Source organism: Acinetobacter sp. ACIN00229, from assembly GCF_016106645.1.
Lineage (GTDB): Bacteria > Pseudomonadota > Gammaproteobacteria > Pseudomonadales > Moraxellaceae > Acinetobacter > Acinetobacter oleivorans.
In genome coordinates this window covers 91,679-107,448 of the sequence record NZ_JADWOM010000007.1, presented here as the reverse complement: position 1 = coordinate 107,448, position 15,770 = coordinate 91,679, and the positions used below count along the sequence as shown (strand labels likewise).

14 protein-coding genes are annotated in these 15,770 nt (G+C 42.2%); all 14 read right to left on the bottom strand.

Going from position 1 to position 15,770, the window contains the following annotated elements; all coding sequences use genetic code 11:
• Positions 1–135: 135 nt before the first annotated feature.
• Complete coding sequence (locus tag I7H67_RS08330; protein ID WP_004794308.1) at positions 136–429, bottom strand: cold shock domain-containing protein; 294 nt, start codon at positions 427–429, stop codon at positions 136–138.
• A gap of 116 nt (positions 430–545) precedes the next feature.
• Positions 546–1,181: a uracil phosphoribosyltransferase gene (upp, locus tag I7H67_RS08325; protein ID WP_004794310.1), complete on the bottom strand. Its 636-nt coding sequence runs from the start codon at positions 1,179–1,181 to the stop codon at positions 546–548.
• A 100-nt stretch (positions 1,182–1,281) separates the two neighbouring features.
• Positions 1,282–2,778 carry an NADH-quinone oxidoreductase subunit NuoN gene (gene nuoN / locus I7H67_RS08320; protein WP_004794312.1) on the bottom strand — a complete coding sequence of 499 codons (1,497 nt, stop codon included), beginning with the start codon at positions 2,776–2,778 and terminating at the stop codon, positions 1,282–1,284.
• Positions 2,779–2,780: 2 nt separating this feature from the next.
• Positions 2,781–4,379, bottom strand: a complete 1,599-nt coding sequence (gene nuoM, locus I7H67_RS08315; protein WP_004794314.1) for an NADH-quinone oxidoreductase subunit M — start codon at positions 4,377–4,379, stop codon at positions 2,781–2,783.
• Between the two features lies 1 nt (position 4,380).
• Entirely contained in the window at positions 4,381–6,270 is a 1,890-nt protein-coding gene (gene nuoL, locus I7H67_RS08310; RefSeq protein WP_198307566.1) for an NADH-quinone oxidoreductase subunit L, read from the bottom strand.
• Positions 6,267–6,575, bottom strand: a complete 309-nt coding sequence (gene nuoK / locus I7H67_RS08305; protein ID WP_003653467.1) for an NADH-quinone oxidoreductase subunit NuoK — start codon at positions 6,573–6,575, stop codon at positions 6,267–6,269. The genes nuoL and nuoK overlap by 4 nt, the downstream gene beginning before the upstream one ends.
• The gene (nuoJ, locus tag I7H67_RS08300; RefSeq protein WP_014205902.1) at positions 6,575–7,093 is read right to left on the bottom strand and encodes an NADH-quinone oxidoreductase subunit J; all 519 of its coding nucleotides are present in this window, start codon (positions 7,091–7,093) and stop codon (positions 6,575–6,577) included. Before nuoJ ends, nuoK begins: the two co-directional genes overlap by 1 nt.
• Positions 7,093–7,635 carry an NADH-quinone oxidoreductase subunit NuoI gene (gene nuoI, locus I7H67_RS08295; RefSeq protein WP_004794319.1) on the bottom strand — a complete coding sequence of 181 codons (543 nt, stop codon included), beginning with the start codon at positions 7,633–7,635 and terminating at the stop codon, positions 7,093–7,095. Before nuoI ends, nuoJ begins: the two co-directional genes overlap by 1 nt.
• An 18-nt stretch (positions 7,636–7,653) precedes the next feature.
• Positions 7,654–8,670, bottom strand: a complete 1,017-nt coding sequence (gene nuoH / locus I7H67_RS08290; RefSeq protein WP_004703499.1) for an NADH-quinone oxidoreductase subunit NuoH — start codon at positions 8,668–8,670, stop codon at positions 7,654–7,656.
• Positions 8,671–8,673: 3 nt separating this feature from the next.
• Complete coding sequence (gene nuoG / locus I7H67_RS08285; protein WP_144735480.1) at positions 8,674–11,358, bottom strand: NADH-quinone oxidoreductase subunit NuoG; 2,685 nt, start codon at positions 11,356–11,358, stop codon at positions 8,674–8,676.
• Between the two features lie 11 nt (positions 11,359–11,369).
• Positions 11,370–12,701 (bottom strand): NADH-quinone oxidoreductase subunit NuoF, encoded by a 1,332-nt coding sequence (gene nuoF / locus I7H67_RS08280; protein WP_004794326.1) that lies wholly within the window; start codon positions 12,699–12,701, stop codon positions 11,370–11,372.
• A complete protein-coding gene (gene nuoE / locus I7H67_RS08275; RefSeq protein ID WP_005302974.1) occupies positions 12,698–13,207 on the bottom strand; it encodes an NADH-quinone oxidoreductase subunit NuoE in 510 nt (169 codons plus the stop codon). Before nuoE ends, nuoF begins: the two co-directional genes overlap by 4 nt.
• A 13-nt stretch (positions 13,208–13,220) precedes the next feature.
• Positions 13,221–15,008, bottom strand: a complete 1,788-nt coding sequence (gene nuoC / locus I7H67_RS08270; RefSeq protein WP_004794331.1) for an NADH-quinone oxidoreductase subunit C/D — start codon at positions 15,006–15,008, stop codon at positions 13,221–13,223.
• A gap of 84 nt (positions 15,009–15,092) precedes the next feature.
• On the bottom strand, positions 15,093–15,770 hold the full coding sequence (locus I7H67_RS08265) for a NuoB/complex I 20 kDa subunit family protein (protein ID WP_002050353.1): 678 nt from the start codon (positions 15,768–15,770) through the stop codon (positions 15,093–15,095).

Genomic DNA, 15,770 nt, shown 5'->3' with positions numbered 1-15,770 from the left:
TATTTATTGGTTAAGACAATTAAGGGAAGCTATCACCTCCCTTAATTTTGCATTACTTACTTGTTCGAAACGTTATCAATTGTCCGTCACAGCTAAACTCGATAACAAGCTAGCCTTTAAGATTGAGAGTCTCTATTAACGTCGAAAATGTGATAACAACTCTGACGTAATCGCTTTATTATGATCAGCGATTTTATTCTTTTTTGTTTTAGCCGGATTAGGATCAATACGCTCGATCTTGATAGCCTTAAATTTCCCCTGATTATCTGCCGCAAGAAATCTCACTTTTTCATTTCTTTTTGGCTCACCTTCGGATGCAGGGAAATCAGAAATATGAAAGAAAATATCTCCTTCAGTAGTCGAAATAAAACCAAATCCTTTATCAGGATCATATTGTTTAACTTTTCCGGTATAAAATTCTTGCTTCATGATCTTTACCTTACTTTTTCAATACTGTCATTACAGCAGAAAATTAAAAAGAGACTTTCAATCCGCCCTCAAAACTTTACGGTTTGATTAAGTCTCTTTTATCGTTATTTCAAAAATTAGTCTTTTTGGACACTACCAAAAATTTTATCGCCCGCATCACCTAAACCAGGAACAATATAACCTTGTTCATTTAAGCCATTATCAATAGATGCTGTATAAATCTGTACATCTGGATGAGCTGCTTCAACTTTAGCAACACCTTCCGGAGCAGCAACTAATACCATAACACGTATATCTTTACAGCCACTCGCCTTTAATACATCAATCGCAGCAACTAATGAATTACCTGTTGCCAACATTGGATCGATAATCATTGCAAGACGATTAGCCACATCTGGAACTAGTTTTTTATAGTAAGTACGAACTTCTAATGTTTCTTCATTACGTTCAAGACCTAAAACACTTACTTTTGCACTTGGAATCAGATTAAGTACGCCATCCAGCATACCAATTCCTGCACGTAAAATCGGTACAATCGTTATTTTTTTACCAGCAATACGTTGTGTAGTAACAGTTCCAGCCCATCCAGCAATTTCACAATCCACCACTGGTAAATCTTTTGTTGCTTCATAGGTCAACAACATAGTCACTTCCTGAGCAAGCTCACGGAAATTCTTAGTACTGATGTCAGAACGACGCAACAAACCTAATTTATGACGAATAAGTGGGTGACGAATTTCTTGAATGGCCACAGATGTTACCTAAAAATATAAAAACGTATTTATTATAATCTTTTTTTAATGCTCAATAAAAAAAAGCCTCCAGATTTGGAGGCTTTTTTGTACACTAGAATTAGTGTTGTTGTGAAAGCATGAAATGTAATGGAGATAAAATTTCTGCTTTTAATGCTAAATTAATCATTGGATCTGGATATACACCCAAAATAATAACTAATGCAGCAGCAGCTAATACCATTAAACCACCTACTTTTTGACCCCAATGAGCATCTGCATCAATACGAGGAGTTTCTGGTGGTGTCATATACATTACAACCATCACACGTAAGTAATAGTATAAACCAATACCACTACCCACAATAATCATTGCAGCTAAGAACCAGTGCTGAGTTGTTACAGCAGCCATTACAACCAAGAACTTACCAATGAAGCCTGCTGTTAATGGAATACCAGCCAAAGATAACATCATGACTGTTAAAGTTGCTGTAAGTACTGGACGACGCCAGAACAAACCACGGTAGTCTGCAAGACTTTGTGCTTCATCTACGTTGTTATATGGGCTAGACATTAACGCTACAGCACCAAAAGCACCGATAGTTGTTAATACGTAAGACACCACATATACAGTTACACTACCCAAGCTCGCATAAGTCATGCTAATTAAAGCAATTAACAAATAACCAAAATGAGCAATAGATGAATAACCAAGGATACGTTTTAAGTTAACTTGACGAACAGCGAGTAAGTTACCAACTAAAATCGACAATACTGCAATGATTGTCAAAATAGTAACTAACGAATCCACCATAATTGCGCCTGAAGCAAGCATATAGCGCACGAACAAACCAATGGTTGCAACTTTAGCAGCAGTCGCCAAGAAAGTTGCCATTGGCGCTGGTGCACCTGCATATACATCTGGTGTCCATTTATGGAACGGCGCAAGCGATAATTTAAACGCAACAGCAAAGATAATGAGTGCTAAACCTAATAACACCATTGGCTGTTTAATTGCGCCAAATAAAGCCTGTACAGAATCATAGAATGAAAGTGAACCAGTATATGCATAGATATATGCCATACCCATCAACAACATTGCAGAAGCTGTCGCTGAAAGTACAAGATATTTAATACCAGCTTCAAGTGAACTACTACGTTGATAAGTATAAGCAAGTAAGCCGTATACAGGGATCGACATTAACTCAAGGCTAATGAAGAACGATGCATAGTGAGAACTTGCAACCATCAACATTGCACCTGCTACCGAAGCAAGTAACAAAAGATAGAGTTCTTCGCGGTTATCTTTATAGGTTTCGATGTAAGCGTGAGACAAAGTACAACAAGCCAACGCCGCAATCAAAATCATAAATTGATAGAACATGGTAAATGGATCAACCATAAACATGCCCATCACATTTGCCGGTACAAACTTACCGCCAAATACTGCAAATAAAATATAAAGTGCAGCGAGGTTTAAACCAACAACAGAAGCTGTTGCGATTAAATTATGATTACGCTTAATTGAAATTAACAGCATGACGACGATTGTTGTTAAAGCAACAATCATCACCGGAGCTAAAGGCATAAGCGTAGCGAATGATACTGTGAAGTTCATGATTATTGGATCTCCACATGGTCAAGTTGAGTAGCTGTTTGCTGAACAGTGTCAACGACTTCTTGAACTGGCACATAACTATTGACGAACCACTGCATGCTTGAATGAGATACATCCAAGAATGTTTGTGGGTAGATACCAAGCCAAACGAGACCAATCGCACAAATCATCAAAATACCAACTTCACGAGCAGATAAGTCTTTTAGTGGACTAGTGTAGTGTTGCTTTTGTTCAGGATTTGGTTCACCAAACAAAGCGCGGTGAATCAAAATCAAGCCGTATAAGCCTGCGAATACAAGGCTGATAGAAGCAAGAATCGTGAATACAGGATATTTATTAAATGAACCCATCAAAATCAGGAATTCACCAATAAAGTTACCTAAACCTGGCACACCAACAAGAGCAGCAACGAAGAACATCAAGAAGAATGGCAAGTACTGAAGCTGGCCACGAAGACCACCCATTAAACGCAAGTCACGTGTATGTAAACGTTCGTAGATTTGACCAGACATAATGAACAATGCAGCTGATGACAAACCATGTGCCAACATCATGATCATTAGACCTTGGAAGGTCAAAATGTTACCTGCGTAGATCGCAAGTAAAATAAAGCCCATGTGTGAAATCGACGTATACGCAAGTAAACGTTTCATGTCAGTTTGCTGGTAAGCACACCATGCGCCGTAGAAAATACCAATCAAACCGAAAATGATCGCAATATCTGCAAACTGTGCAGAAGCTGTCGGGAAGAATGGAATAACGAAACGAAGCAAGCCATACGCAGCTGTTTTAATCAAGATACCCGCTAAGTCTACAGAACCTGCTGTAGGTGCTTGAGCGTGCGCATCTGGTAACCAACCGTGTAATGGGAACACTGGTAACTTCACCGCAAAACCGATGAAGAAACAGATCATGAAACCGTACGCTAAGCCAGGTGGTAAGTGGTTAGCTACAGCTAATAAATAGTTGTAATCGAAACCGATCATTCCGGTCATCATGTAGCCATAAACTACAAGACCAAGAATACCGATTAACATCACTAAACCAGCGATTTGCGTGTAAAGGAAGAACTTAGTAGCTGCGTAAACACGTGAACGACCGTTTGAACCTTTATGACCCCATAACGCAATCAGGAAGTAGATTGGTACAAGCATCATCTCCCAGAAGAAGAAGAACAAGAACAGGTCAATCGCTAAGAATACACCGATAACGCCACCTAAACTCCATAAAAGGTTTAAGTGGAAGAAACCGACGTTCTTTTGAATTTCGCCCCATGAACAACCAACAGCAAGTACACCAAGTAACGCTGTTAATAACACCATGAGTAAAGATAAGCCATCCACAGCTAAGTGAATGCCGATACCGAGTGATTGAATCCACGGTAAATAGAACTCAGCAGACCAAGTTGGGATTTTTGAACCCATCTCATAGCTATAAGTTCCATTTTGCCAAAGTGCAAGACCTAAGCCCAAAGTAATGAGCATACCAATTAAGGCAATCCAGCGTGGCAAGGTTTTGTCGAGCTTATCGACTAACCAACAAATAAAACCAGCAATGAACGGAACAAGGATCAGCGCGGGTAAAATTAAATTGTTTTCCATTTTATTTCCCCACTACCTGAATAACGATCAAGATCATCAATAACACCACTACACCGAGTGACATACTTGATGCGTATTCACGCAATGAACCGGTTTGACGTGAGCTTGTAAAACTGTTTCCGCCTTTAACAAGTGCAGGAAGAACTAACCACAAACTGTCAATCGGGTCACGGCCAAAGATTTTGGCGAAGAATAAATAAGGTTTAACAAAAACGATGTCATACAATGCATCAAAACCAAAAGCGGTACGGCAAATATGTGCCAAACCTGAACCCAAACTTGTTTGAGCAAATGATTTCACTGCACCATAAGCAAATGTAAATAATGCTATACCAACAACTAGACCAACTAGTGCAATTCCTACTGCTAAATGCTCTGCCCCATGCATGCCTTTAACAAATTGTTCAGCCACATGGAATTCAGGAATTTTTGCAGTATTAAGAATACCAGCTACAGGCGCTTTTAATACGGCACCCACAAAAGTAGACAGTACAGCTAAAATGCCCAATGGAGCCCAGTAAGTTGCACCTTTAATTTCATGGTAAGGCGTGTTTTCTTGACCAAAGAATACAACCCAGATTAAACGGAATGTATAGATTGAAGTCAGGAATGCACCTGCTACACCCACCCAATATAAGGTGTGATATAGGGCAACTGATTGACCTTGTACCCAAACTTCACCAAGAATCGCATCTTTAGAGAAGAAGCCAATGGTCAAGAATGGAATCGCTGCTAATGCACCGCCACCAATTGCGAAACAAGCAAACAGGAATTTGTTACGTTTGAACAAACCACCCATTTTGAAGATGTTTTGCTCGTGGTGGTAAGCCAAAATCACCGCACCAGAAGACAAGAATAATAATGCCTTAAAGAATGCGTGAGCCAACATGTGGAACAAGCCAGCTTGATACGCTTCCGCACCTACAGCCATAAACATATAACCCAACTGACTCATTGTTGAGTAAGCCAAGATACGTTTGATGTCTGTTTGAACAAGTGCAGCAAAACCTGCAACTAACAAAGTTACCGCGCCAGTTACTGAAATGAATTGCATCACTTCAGGAGCAAGTTCAAATACGCTGAATAGACGGCAGCATAAGTACACACCAGCCGTTACCATTGTTGCAGCATGGATTAATGCAGAAACAGGTGTTGGACCTGCCATTGCATCTGCCAACCATGTTTGCAATGGAATTTGTGCAGATTTACCAGCAGCACCCAAGAACAACATTAATGCAGTCCAGATCGTAAGAGACGAACTCTTCGTCATTACTTCTGCTGCATGTTCAACGATGTACTGAGTATTTAGCGTACCAAATTGTTGGTAAAGCAAGAATAAAGCGATAAGTAAGAATACGTCACCTACGCGGGTAACTGTAAATGCTTTGATCGCAGCCCAACCATTTGCAGGGTTTGCATAATAGAAACCGATGAGCAAATAAGAGCAAAGACCTACGCCTTCCCACCCTAAGAATAACAACGCTAAGTTGTCGCCCAATACAAGAACAAGCATGCTGGCAACAAACAGGTTGAAATAAGAGAAGAAACGCGCATAACCCTCTTCACCGCGCATGTACCATGATGCAAAGATATGGATTAAGAAACCAACACCTGTCACCATGCCCATCATGAGTAAAGATAAGCCATCTAAATGTAAGCTAATGCCCGGTGCAAAACCACCAACATTGAACCATGTCCACAGATTTTGAACAAAAACTTGCTGACCACTTGTGGTAAATGCCATTCCAGCAATCAATGCAAATAATGCAGATAAACCTACAGAACCTACACCAATAATTGCTGCAACATTTTCAGAGAGTTTGTCTCGTCCCGCCGCCAATAAAATAAAACCGATTAGCGGAAATAATACTGTTAGATATAAATAACTCATCCGCGCATCTCACTAGCAGCATCCACATCCAAATGATGGAAGCGATGATAGAACTGAAGGACAATCGCAAGACCGATACATGCCTCTGCTGCTGCAAGGGTCAAAATCAGAATGAACATCACTTGTCCATCTGGTTGTGCCCATACGCTACCCGCAAGAACAAATGCCAATGCAGCAGCATTCATCATGACCTCAAGGCTCATTAACATAAATAATAGGTTGCGTCGCACCATTACACCGTAAAAACCGAGTGCAAAAAGGATGGTTGCAACAATCAAACCATGTTCTAAAGGAATCTGGCCCATTATTCTTTTTCCTCTTCTGCACCTGGTTCACGTTTACCTAAGTGGTATGCTGCAACAAGGGCTGCTAGCAATAACATCGCGGCAACTTCAACCAATAATAAATAGTGAGTAAAGAGTGCTTGACCAACGACTTTTGGTCCAATCACTTGTGCCCCAAGCGGTGCTGAAATAGTAGTGTATTCACCACCAAGCATCCAAACTAAAAGCAAGCCGAGCAAGAAACTCATGAGTGCTGGATATGCCCAAGCATCTGAAGAAAGCCATTTACGTTCTTGTTCAACGGTGTGTTGACCTAAGTTAAGCATCATCACAACGAATACGAACAGAACCATAATTGCTCCAGCATAGACGATGATTTCAAGAGCACCTGCAAAAGGCGCCCCCACGATCATGAAAATACCAGCAACAGCAAGCAATGAAACAATTAGACTAAGCAAAGCGTGTACAGGGTTCGTGTTAGTCACTACACGAACCGTAGAAACGATGGCCACGAGTGCCATCAAATAAAACGGCCACATCATGGTAATAGACTCCGTACATCGATTGGTGCACTTTCTTTTTGTGCTTGACCTTTCTCTTTACCGTTAATCGCCATACCCGTTACACGGTAGAAGTTGTAGTCTGGGTATTTTCCCGGACCTGAAATGAGTAAGTTTTCTTTCTCATAAACAAGGTCTTGACGTACGTATTCGCCTAACTCGAAGTCTGGTGTGAGCTGAATTGCAGTTGTTGGACAAGCTTCTTCACACATACCGCAGAAAATACAACGTGAAAAGTTGATGCGGAAAAATTCCGGATACCAACGTCCATCTTCTGTTTCTGCTTTTTGTAGTGAGATACAGCCAACTGGACACGCAACCGCACATAGGTTACATGCCACACAACGCTCTTCCCCATCTGGGTCACGCGTTAACACAATACGACCACGAAAGCGTGGCGGCACAATCTGTTCAGCCGGTACTTCTGGATATAAAATCGTGTCACGTTTACGCGTTACATGGCTAAATACCATAAACAACGAACGTACAATCGATCCGAATCCAGCTAGAAATTTATACATTTTGTACTCCCTGCTGTCCTAGGCCTGATTCATCAGAATCACAGCACCAGTCACTAACAAGTTGACCAACGCCAATGGCAAACAAATTTTCCAACCAAAGTTCATGACTTGGTCATAACGTGGACGCATTAAAGAACCACGAGCCAAAACAAACATCATTACAAAGAATGCTGTTTTAATCACAAACCAGAATACTGGCGGAACAAATGGAATTTCTAAATTGAATGGTGCTAACCAACCACCGAAGAATAAAGTTACGATCAATGCAGAAATAAGTACCACGTTGACATATTCAGCAACGAAGAACATACCCCATTTCATACCACCATATTCAACATGGTAACCTTCAGCCAATTCTTGTTCTGCTTCTGGTTGGTCAAATGGATGACGGTGAGTTACCGCAACACCAGCAACCACAAAAATCAAGAAACCTAAGAATTGTGGAATAACGAACCAAACATCGCGTTGTGCTTCAACAATTTCACGAAGGTTAAATGAGCCTGCAATTGCAACCACACCCATTAATGAGATACCCAAGAACACTTCATAAGAAATGGTTTGAGCAGCTGAACGTAAACCACCAAGCAATGAGTATTTGTTATTTGAAGCCCAGCCACCAAACAATACTGCATAGACTGCAATACCAGCCATTGCCATGAAGAACAACAAACCGATACTCATGTCGGCAACACCCAGTGAAGGACTCACCGGGATTACCATGAATGAAAGAACCGCTGTTGCCATTGCAACAGCTGGTGCTAAACGGAATGTAAGTTTGTCAGCAAATTTTGGTGTCCAGTCTTCTTTGAACATGATCTTAAGCATGTCGGCAACGATCTGGAACATACCACCAGGACCAACACGGTTCGGACCATAACGGTCTTGCCACCAAGCAAGTAAACGACGTTCAATGAAAGACATCAACGCTGCAACTAAAACAACAACAAGCAAAATCACAACTGCTTGAACTACAGCGTAGGCGATTGGCCAGTTCTCAGCCCAAAGTGGCGTTTGACGTATAATTTCTTGATTCATGAATTACACTCCTAAAGCCACTGAAACAGGCTCAGCTAGTGACACCATTGGTGCTAAACCAACTGGGTAACCAATATAACCTGTAGGTAAATATTCAATTACTTGTACAGGCAAGCTCACACTGGTTTCGCCTGCTTTTACTGTAATGCGTTGACCTTCTTGAAGATTCAAACGAGTTGCATCTTGTTCGCCCACTGCAAACATAGCTTCTGGAATACGAGTTTCCATTGCAGGTGTTTTGATAGTGAATTCACCAGAACCAAAAATATGATGCATTGGTACTAAGCGGAAGCTTTCAGGGTTTGCAACTACAGGCACTGGAGCAACATAGCTACGTGCAGGACGTTTTGCCAAGCGATCGAATAAACGAACACCTGAATCACCACCTTTTAAGTGACCACCTACTTCATCTTGGTATTTGTTCCAAGATTGTGGAGAGTTCCAGCCCGGAGCCCATGCAAACGGTACTAATGATGATGCTTTTTGCGGACCAACATAACCTTCCATTGAGAATGTTAATGCTGAATCTGGATCGGTAGGCTGTTTCGGCTCATGAACTGATAACGGCGCACGCATTGCTGTACGACCTGAATAACGACGTGGTTCACGTGCAATTTTCAAACCATGTACACGGTAACCTGCATCAGGTGCCACATCTTGAATTGCTTCAAGTACTGGTACATTTTTCACGATGCTTTCAATCACATCATCAAGCAATGTCCAATCTACAGCCTTACCTTTAATGCCAGTTTCAATGGCATGTAACCAACGCCATGATTCTTTAATTGCATATTCAGGCTTGTAGTAACTTGGATCGTAAACTTGATAGAAACGCTGTGCACGACCTTCTTGGCTTACAACAGTACCATCACCTTCCGCAAAGCTTGCTGCTGAAAGAACAATATCAGCCTGTTTCACAGTTTCAGTTTCACTGTGATCAAGCACGATTACTGTTTCAGCTTTATCTAGTGCAGCTTTTACTTGAGCAGCAGGTAAACGACGGAACAAGTCATTTTCAACAATAACAAGTGTGTCGTAGTCTTGAGCAAATGCTTGTTCAAGGCTTAAGCCACCAAACAATGCCAAGCCCATAGAGTTCACTTCAGGAACCACAAGACTTAAACCAGCTTTAGAACCTAAGTTCTGAGTCAACTCAGCCGCAGCTTCCATAATAGAAGCATCTTGCAAACTTGTGCCCGCAATGATTAATGGTTTGTTTGCTGTTTTTAAAGTGTCAGCAATAGTTTGAGCGAATGCTTTTGCATCGTCATCCAGACCAATTAATACATCACCTTTCACTGCTGCCGCTACGGCAAAGCCTAAACGTGCAATATCATTTGGTGAAGCAACAACTTCACCAGTTGCAACGTCGGCAAGACGAGTTTGAGTTGCAGCCAAGATATAGATCGGAGATTTTGCTTCTTGACCAATACGTTGTACAGGTTCAGCCAACCAATCTGGAGTACGTGTTTTCGCAGCCATTTCGCGAGCTTTGTTTTTCGCAGCTTGGCGAACAGACAATGCCATACGTGGAGCAGTTTGAGTCAGGTCTTCACCTAAAATCAGAACAGCATCGTAGCTTTCAATTTCACGCATGTTCGGGTTGTAAATCCCCTCGGTTTGCATGATAGATGCAGCAAGTTCAACAAGTTTTTGCTCTTTTTGTGCAACACCAGTTGAGTAATTTGCCTGACCTACAAGCTCACGTAATGCGTAGTTTGATTCTAAGCTTGCGCGAGGAGAACCAATACCCAAGACTTTTTTGCCTTGAAGCTTTGCAATCGTTTGATCTAAAGCTTGATCAACAGAAACAGTTGCAACAGTTTCACCGTTACGGAACTGAGGCTGACGTGGACGGTCTGCACGGTTTACATAACCTGTGCCAAAACGACCTTTATCACAAAGGAAGTACTGGTTAACCGAACCATTAAAACGGTTTTCTACGCGACGGATTTCACCATAACGTTCACCCGGAGAAATGTTACAACCAGAAGAACAGCCTTGACACACGCTTGGTGCATACTGCATGTCCCATTTACGGTTATAACGCTCTGAATGAGTCTTATCAGTGAATACACCTGTTGGACATACTTCAGTCAAGTTACCCGAGAATTCAGATTCTAAAGTACCTGATTCTGGACGACCAAAGTAAACACGAGATGCATTGGCATACACACCAAAATCTGTACCGCCCGCATAGTCTTTGTAGTAACGAACACAACGGTAACAAGCAATACAACGGTTCATTTCATGCGCAATGAATGAGCCGAGTTCTTGGTTGTAATGCGTACGTTTTGTGAAGCGGTAACGACGACGGTCATGACCCGTCATTACAGTCATATCTTGTAAGTGACAGTGACCACCCTCTTCACAGACTGGACAGTCGTGTGGGTGATTCGTCATCAAAAATTCAACAATAGATGCACGAAAATCCGTTGCTTCTTTGTCTTCAATTGAGATATAGGTATTGTCAGATGCTGGTGTCATGCAAGACATGACTAAACGACCACGCGTATCTTCTGGATTCGCATATTGCGTAACAGCACATTGACGGCAAGAACCAACCGAACCTAAGGATGGATGCCAACAAAAATATGGGATGTCGATGCCCAGACTCAAACATGCTTGTAGCAAGTTTTCCGAGCCGTTGACTTCATACGATTTTCCATCGACATGAATTGTAGCCATAGTCGAATTCCTTAAGCTTGTTCTACGTTGCTGGTTTGCACGACAGGACGAGTCGTCACTTTCGCTTCAAACTCACCACGGAAATGTTTGAGTGCGCCCATAAGCGGCTCCATCGCACCTGGTGCGTGGGCACAGAAAGTTTTACCGATCCATAATTTACGAGTCAATTCTTGTAAATGGTCGATATCTTCTTTCTTACCTTCGCCTGCTTCAAGTGCCTTAAGCGCTTTAACAGCCCATGGCAAACCATCACGACATGGTGTACAGAAACCACATGATTCACGCGCAAAGAACTCTTCTAAGTTACGAGTGAGCGATACCATGCACTGGGTTTCATCAACAACCATCAATAAACATGTTCCCAAACGAGAACCTGCTTTCATAATCGTGTCTGCATCCATTGGTAAATCAATGGTATCTGCTGGTAAAAAGTCAGTTGAAGCACCGCCCGGTAACCATGCTTTAAGCTTTAAGCCTTCTCGCATACCACCAGCATGATCTTCAATCACTTCACGTGCAGTTGTACCAAATGGCAATTCCCAAAGACCTGGAAATTTCACTTTACCTGACGCACCATAAATTTTAGTGCCTGGGTCTTTTGATTTACCTGCTGATAAACCGATATACCACTCTGGACCACGAAGCATAATTGCTGGCAAGTTGTTATAAGTTTCAACGTTGTTCACAATTGTTGGACGGCCCCATGCTCCTGCAACTTGCGGGAACGGTGGCTTAGTACGAGGGTTAGCACGACGACCTTCAAGCGAGTTAATCAATGCAGTTTCTTCACCACAGATATAACGCCCTGCACCCGTATGTACATGCAACTCAAAATTCCAGCCAGAACCTAAAATATTTTCGCCTAAATAACCTTTAGCACGAATCTGTTCTAACGCTTCATTTAGATATTGAGCCGCCTCGATGTATTCACCACGGATAAAGATATAACCTTGAGTTGCCTCTAAGGTATAACCCGCAATCAACATCCCTTCGATCAATTGATGTGGAAGTTTTTCCATCAACAAACGGTCTTTGAAAGTACCCGGTTCCATTTCATCGGCATTACAGATCAAATAACGTGGACCACCATCATTTGGTGCCATTAATGACCATTTAATACCCGCTGGGAAACCCGCACCGCCACGACCTTTTACAGTTGCAGCTTTAATCACGTCTAACACTTCAGCAGGTTTCATGCCTAATGCTTTTTTAAAGCCAGCATAACCTTCAAGTGCTTCGTAATCATCAGCACCACGAACTTCGTCACGTTTGCTTAAACGCCAAGTTAGTGGATGAGTTTCTGGATTACCGTCGCCATAAATTGGTTTTGGTTCAGTATTCATACATACTTCTCCAATAACTGTTTGACCGATGTCACTTCAACTAAACCGTGAGTATCTTCATCAATCATTAAAGTTGGGCCTTTGTCGCAGTTGCCGAGGCAGCAAATTGGAAGCAGCGTAAAACGACCATCTGGTGTCGTCTGACCATACTGAATTCCTAGTTCGCGCTGGAATGCTTCAGCAAGTGTTTCTGCACCCATCAAGAAGCAAGCAATTGAGTCACAAAGCAAAATTACGTGACGACCTACCGGATGGCGATAGATACGGTTGTAAAATGTTGCAACACCTTCCAAATCAGCAACACTCATCGACAATAACTGTGCGATGGCATTCATTTGAGCGTCATCTACCCAACCATTACGGCGCTGTACACACTTCAATGCATCCAAAGAGGCTGCACGAGGGTATGGATAGTGACCAATGTGATGTTCGATATCGTGAATTTCTTCCGCAGTCAAAATTCCTTCAACATTCACACGTGGCTTTTTATCAGTCAAAATCATCATTATGTGTTACCTCTTAGCGATCCACGTCAGCCATAACCACGTCAATGGTCGCCAGATAAATGATTAAGTCAGATACCAAACTTCCGTTAATCACTGAAGGCATTTGCTGTAAGTGAGTAAACGTCGGTGTACGAATACGAGTACGATAACTCATCGTCGCTTTATCTGAAGTCAAGTAGTAAGTACTTGCGCCTTTAACCACTTCAGTCATAAATGATGACTCGCCCGCTGGCATGACAGGACCCCATGAAACGCTTAAGAAGTGCGTAATCAAGGTTTCAATATCTTGTAATGTCTTATCTTTCGGTGGTGGAACAGCCAATGGATGATCCGCTTTATATGGACCAGAAGGCATGTTATCCAAACACTGTTGAATAATTTTTAACGACTCAGTAATTTCACGGAAGTGAACGAGTACACGTGCATATGCATCGCCTTCATACTCAACTGGCACATCAAAATCGAAGTTTTCATAGCCACTGTATGGACGATATTTACGAACGTCAAAATCAATACCTGTCGCACGTAAACCAGTACCAGTTACACCCCATGCGAGTGCAGATTTAGCATCGTATTGTGCAACGTTACGCGTACGACCAATAAACACAGAGTTTTTCAATGCCGCTGTGTAGTATTCGTTTAAGCGCTTAGGCATCCACTCTAGCAATTCTTTAACAAGTTTTTGCCAGTTGTTTGGAAGATCGTGTGCTGTACCACCAATACGGAACCATGCTGGATGCATACGGTAACCCGTGATTGCTTCAACAATGTCGTAAACTTTTTGACGGTCTGCGAACATATAGAATACTGGTGTCATACCACCGGCATCCTGAATTGCCGTACCACAGAACAACAAGTGGTTATTAATACGGAACAATTCGTTCAACATGACACGAATCACTTGCGCACGTTCAGGAACTTTAATACCTGCCATTTGCTCTACAGCCATTACATACGGCATGTTTTGAGCACAACCACCTAAGTAGTCGACACGGTCAGTATAAGGAATGAAAGAATGCCATGTTTGACGTTCAGCCATCTTTTCCACACCACGGTGGTGATAACCAATATCAGGAACACAGTCCTTCACTTCTTCGCCATCTAACTGCAATACAACACGGAACGCACCATGTGCAGATGGATGGTTAGGACCCAAGTTCAAGAACATGAAGTCTTCGTCAGCGTTACCACGCTTAAGACCCCAGTCTTCTGGCACAAAACGTAAGTGCTCTTGTTCAAAGTCTTGTTTCGCTTTGTCTTGCATGTACGGCGTATATTCCGTCGCACGTGCTGAATATTCTTTACGAAGTGGATGACCTTCCCAGTACGTTGGCAACAAGATACGACGGAGCATTGGATGCCCTTCGAAATTGATACCGAACATATCGTAAGCTTCACGTTCATACCAGTTGGCATTTGGCCAGATATTAGTCGCTGTCGGAAGGTTAAGATCATTTTCGTTCAAGGCAACCTTGATACGAATGTCACTATTACGCTCAAGCGATAATAAATGATAGAACACAGTGAAGTCAGATGCTGGCAAACCATCACGATGAACACGTAAACGCTCATCCATCGCAGACAAGTCAAACAGCATTACATATGGACGTTCCACTTTACGTAGGAACATAAGGACTTCTTGCACGCGTGCGCGCTCAACCCAGACTGTTGGAAACTCTTCAAAAGTCGCCTGCACGTAAAAGTTCTCACCAAATTTGGTTTTGAGTTCTTCTACGATTGCAAATGCTGGGCGTGAATCAACTGGTGTTGACTCTGGCATAGCAATGTCAGTTTCAGCCATTGGCTTGGCTTCCTATTTAATACAAATTCTGTCAATTTTCTCGATGAACATATCGGTTAGATATGTCAAAACACCGTCAAAAAATTATTTAATCTCATCCATAGAGCGTAAGTTTTTAACGGCAATACGCTGCGCATTCTTACGGTCACGTTCTGGCATCATCTTTGGCTTATACACTGGCTGAAGATCATCACCGATCACGGCAGAAAGCGGGCGTCGCTCTAATTGAATCTGGTCTTGTAAAAGCATTAAAGCTTGAATTAATGCTTCAGGACGAGGCGGACAACCTGGGACGTACACGTCAACAGGAATAATTTTGTCTACACCTTGAACTACTGAATAGATGTCGTACATACCTCCAGAGTTTGCACAAGCACCCATCGAGATGACCCATTTAGGCTCTAACATCTGTTCATATAGACGCTGAATAACTGGTGCCATTTTTACGAAACAGGTTCCTGCAACAATCATCAAGTCAGCTTGACGAGGTGAAGCACGGATAACCTCTGCGCCGAAACGTGACAAGTCATGCACACCTGTTAAGGTCGTTGCATATTCAACGTAACAACAAGAGGTACCAAAGTTAAATGGCCACAAGGAGTTTTTACGCCCCCAGTTTACTGCTGTATGCAAGACATCCTCTAAACGAGTCATGAATACGTTTTTATTCACTTCCTCTTCTAGTGGATCTGTCACGATTTGACGTTCTTGCAATGGGTATTGATCAGCATCCGGATTCGCGCGGGTCAGAGTATATTTCAT

Bases quoted from the DNA above. Each gene is read 5' to 3' on its own strand.
- I7H67_RS08330 (WP_004794308.1), bottom strand. From the start codon at position 429: ATGAAGCAAGAATTTTATACCGGAAAAGTTAAACAATATGATCCTGAT.
- nuoN (WP_004794312.1), bottom strand. From the start codon at position 2,778: ATGAACTTCACAGTATCATTCGCTACGCTTATGCCTTTAGCTCCGGTG.
- nuoM (WP_004794314.1), bottom strand. From the start codon at position 4,379: ATGGAAAACAATTTAATTTTACCCGCGCTGATCCTTGTTCCGTTCATT.
- nuoL (WP_198307566.1), bottom strand. From the start codon at position 6,270: ATGAGTTATTTATATCTAACAGTATTATTTCCGCTAATCGGTTTTATT.
- nuoK (WP_003653467.1), bottom strand. From the start codon at position 6,575: ATGGGCCAGATTCCTTTAGAACATGGTTTGATTGTTGCAACCATCCTT.
- nuoJ (WP_014205902.1), bottom strand. From the start codon at position 7,093: ATGTGGCCGTTTTATTTGATGGCACTCGTGGCCATCGTTTCTACGGTT.
- nuoI (WP_004794319.1), bottom strand. From the start codon at position 7,635: ATGTATAAATTTCTAGCTGGATTCGGATCGATTGTACGTTCGTTGTTT.
- nuoH (WP_004703499.1), bottom strand. From the start codon at position 8,670: ATGAATCAAGAAATTATACGTCAAACGCCACTTTGGGCTGAGAACTGG.
- nuoG (WP_144735480.1), bottom strand. From the start codon at position 11,358: ATGGCTACAATTCATGTCGATGGAAAATCGTATGAAGTCAACGGCTCG.
- nuoF (WP_004794326.1), bottom strand. From the start codon at position 12,701: ATGAATACTGAACCAAAACCAATTTATGGCGACGGTAATCCAGAAACT.
- nuoE (WP_005302974.1), bottom strand. From the start codon at position 13,207: ATGATGATTTTGACTGATAAAAAGCCACGTGTGAATGTTGAAGGAATT.
- nuoC (WP_004794331.1), bottom strand. From the start codon at position 15,008: ATGGCTGAAACTGACATTGCTATGCCAGAGTCAACACCAGTTGATTCA.
- I7H67_RS08265 (WP_002050353.1), bottom strand. From the start codon at position 15,770: ATGAAATATACTCTGACCCGCGCGAATCCGGATGCTGATCAATACCCA.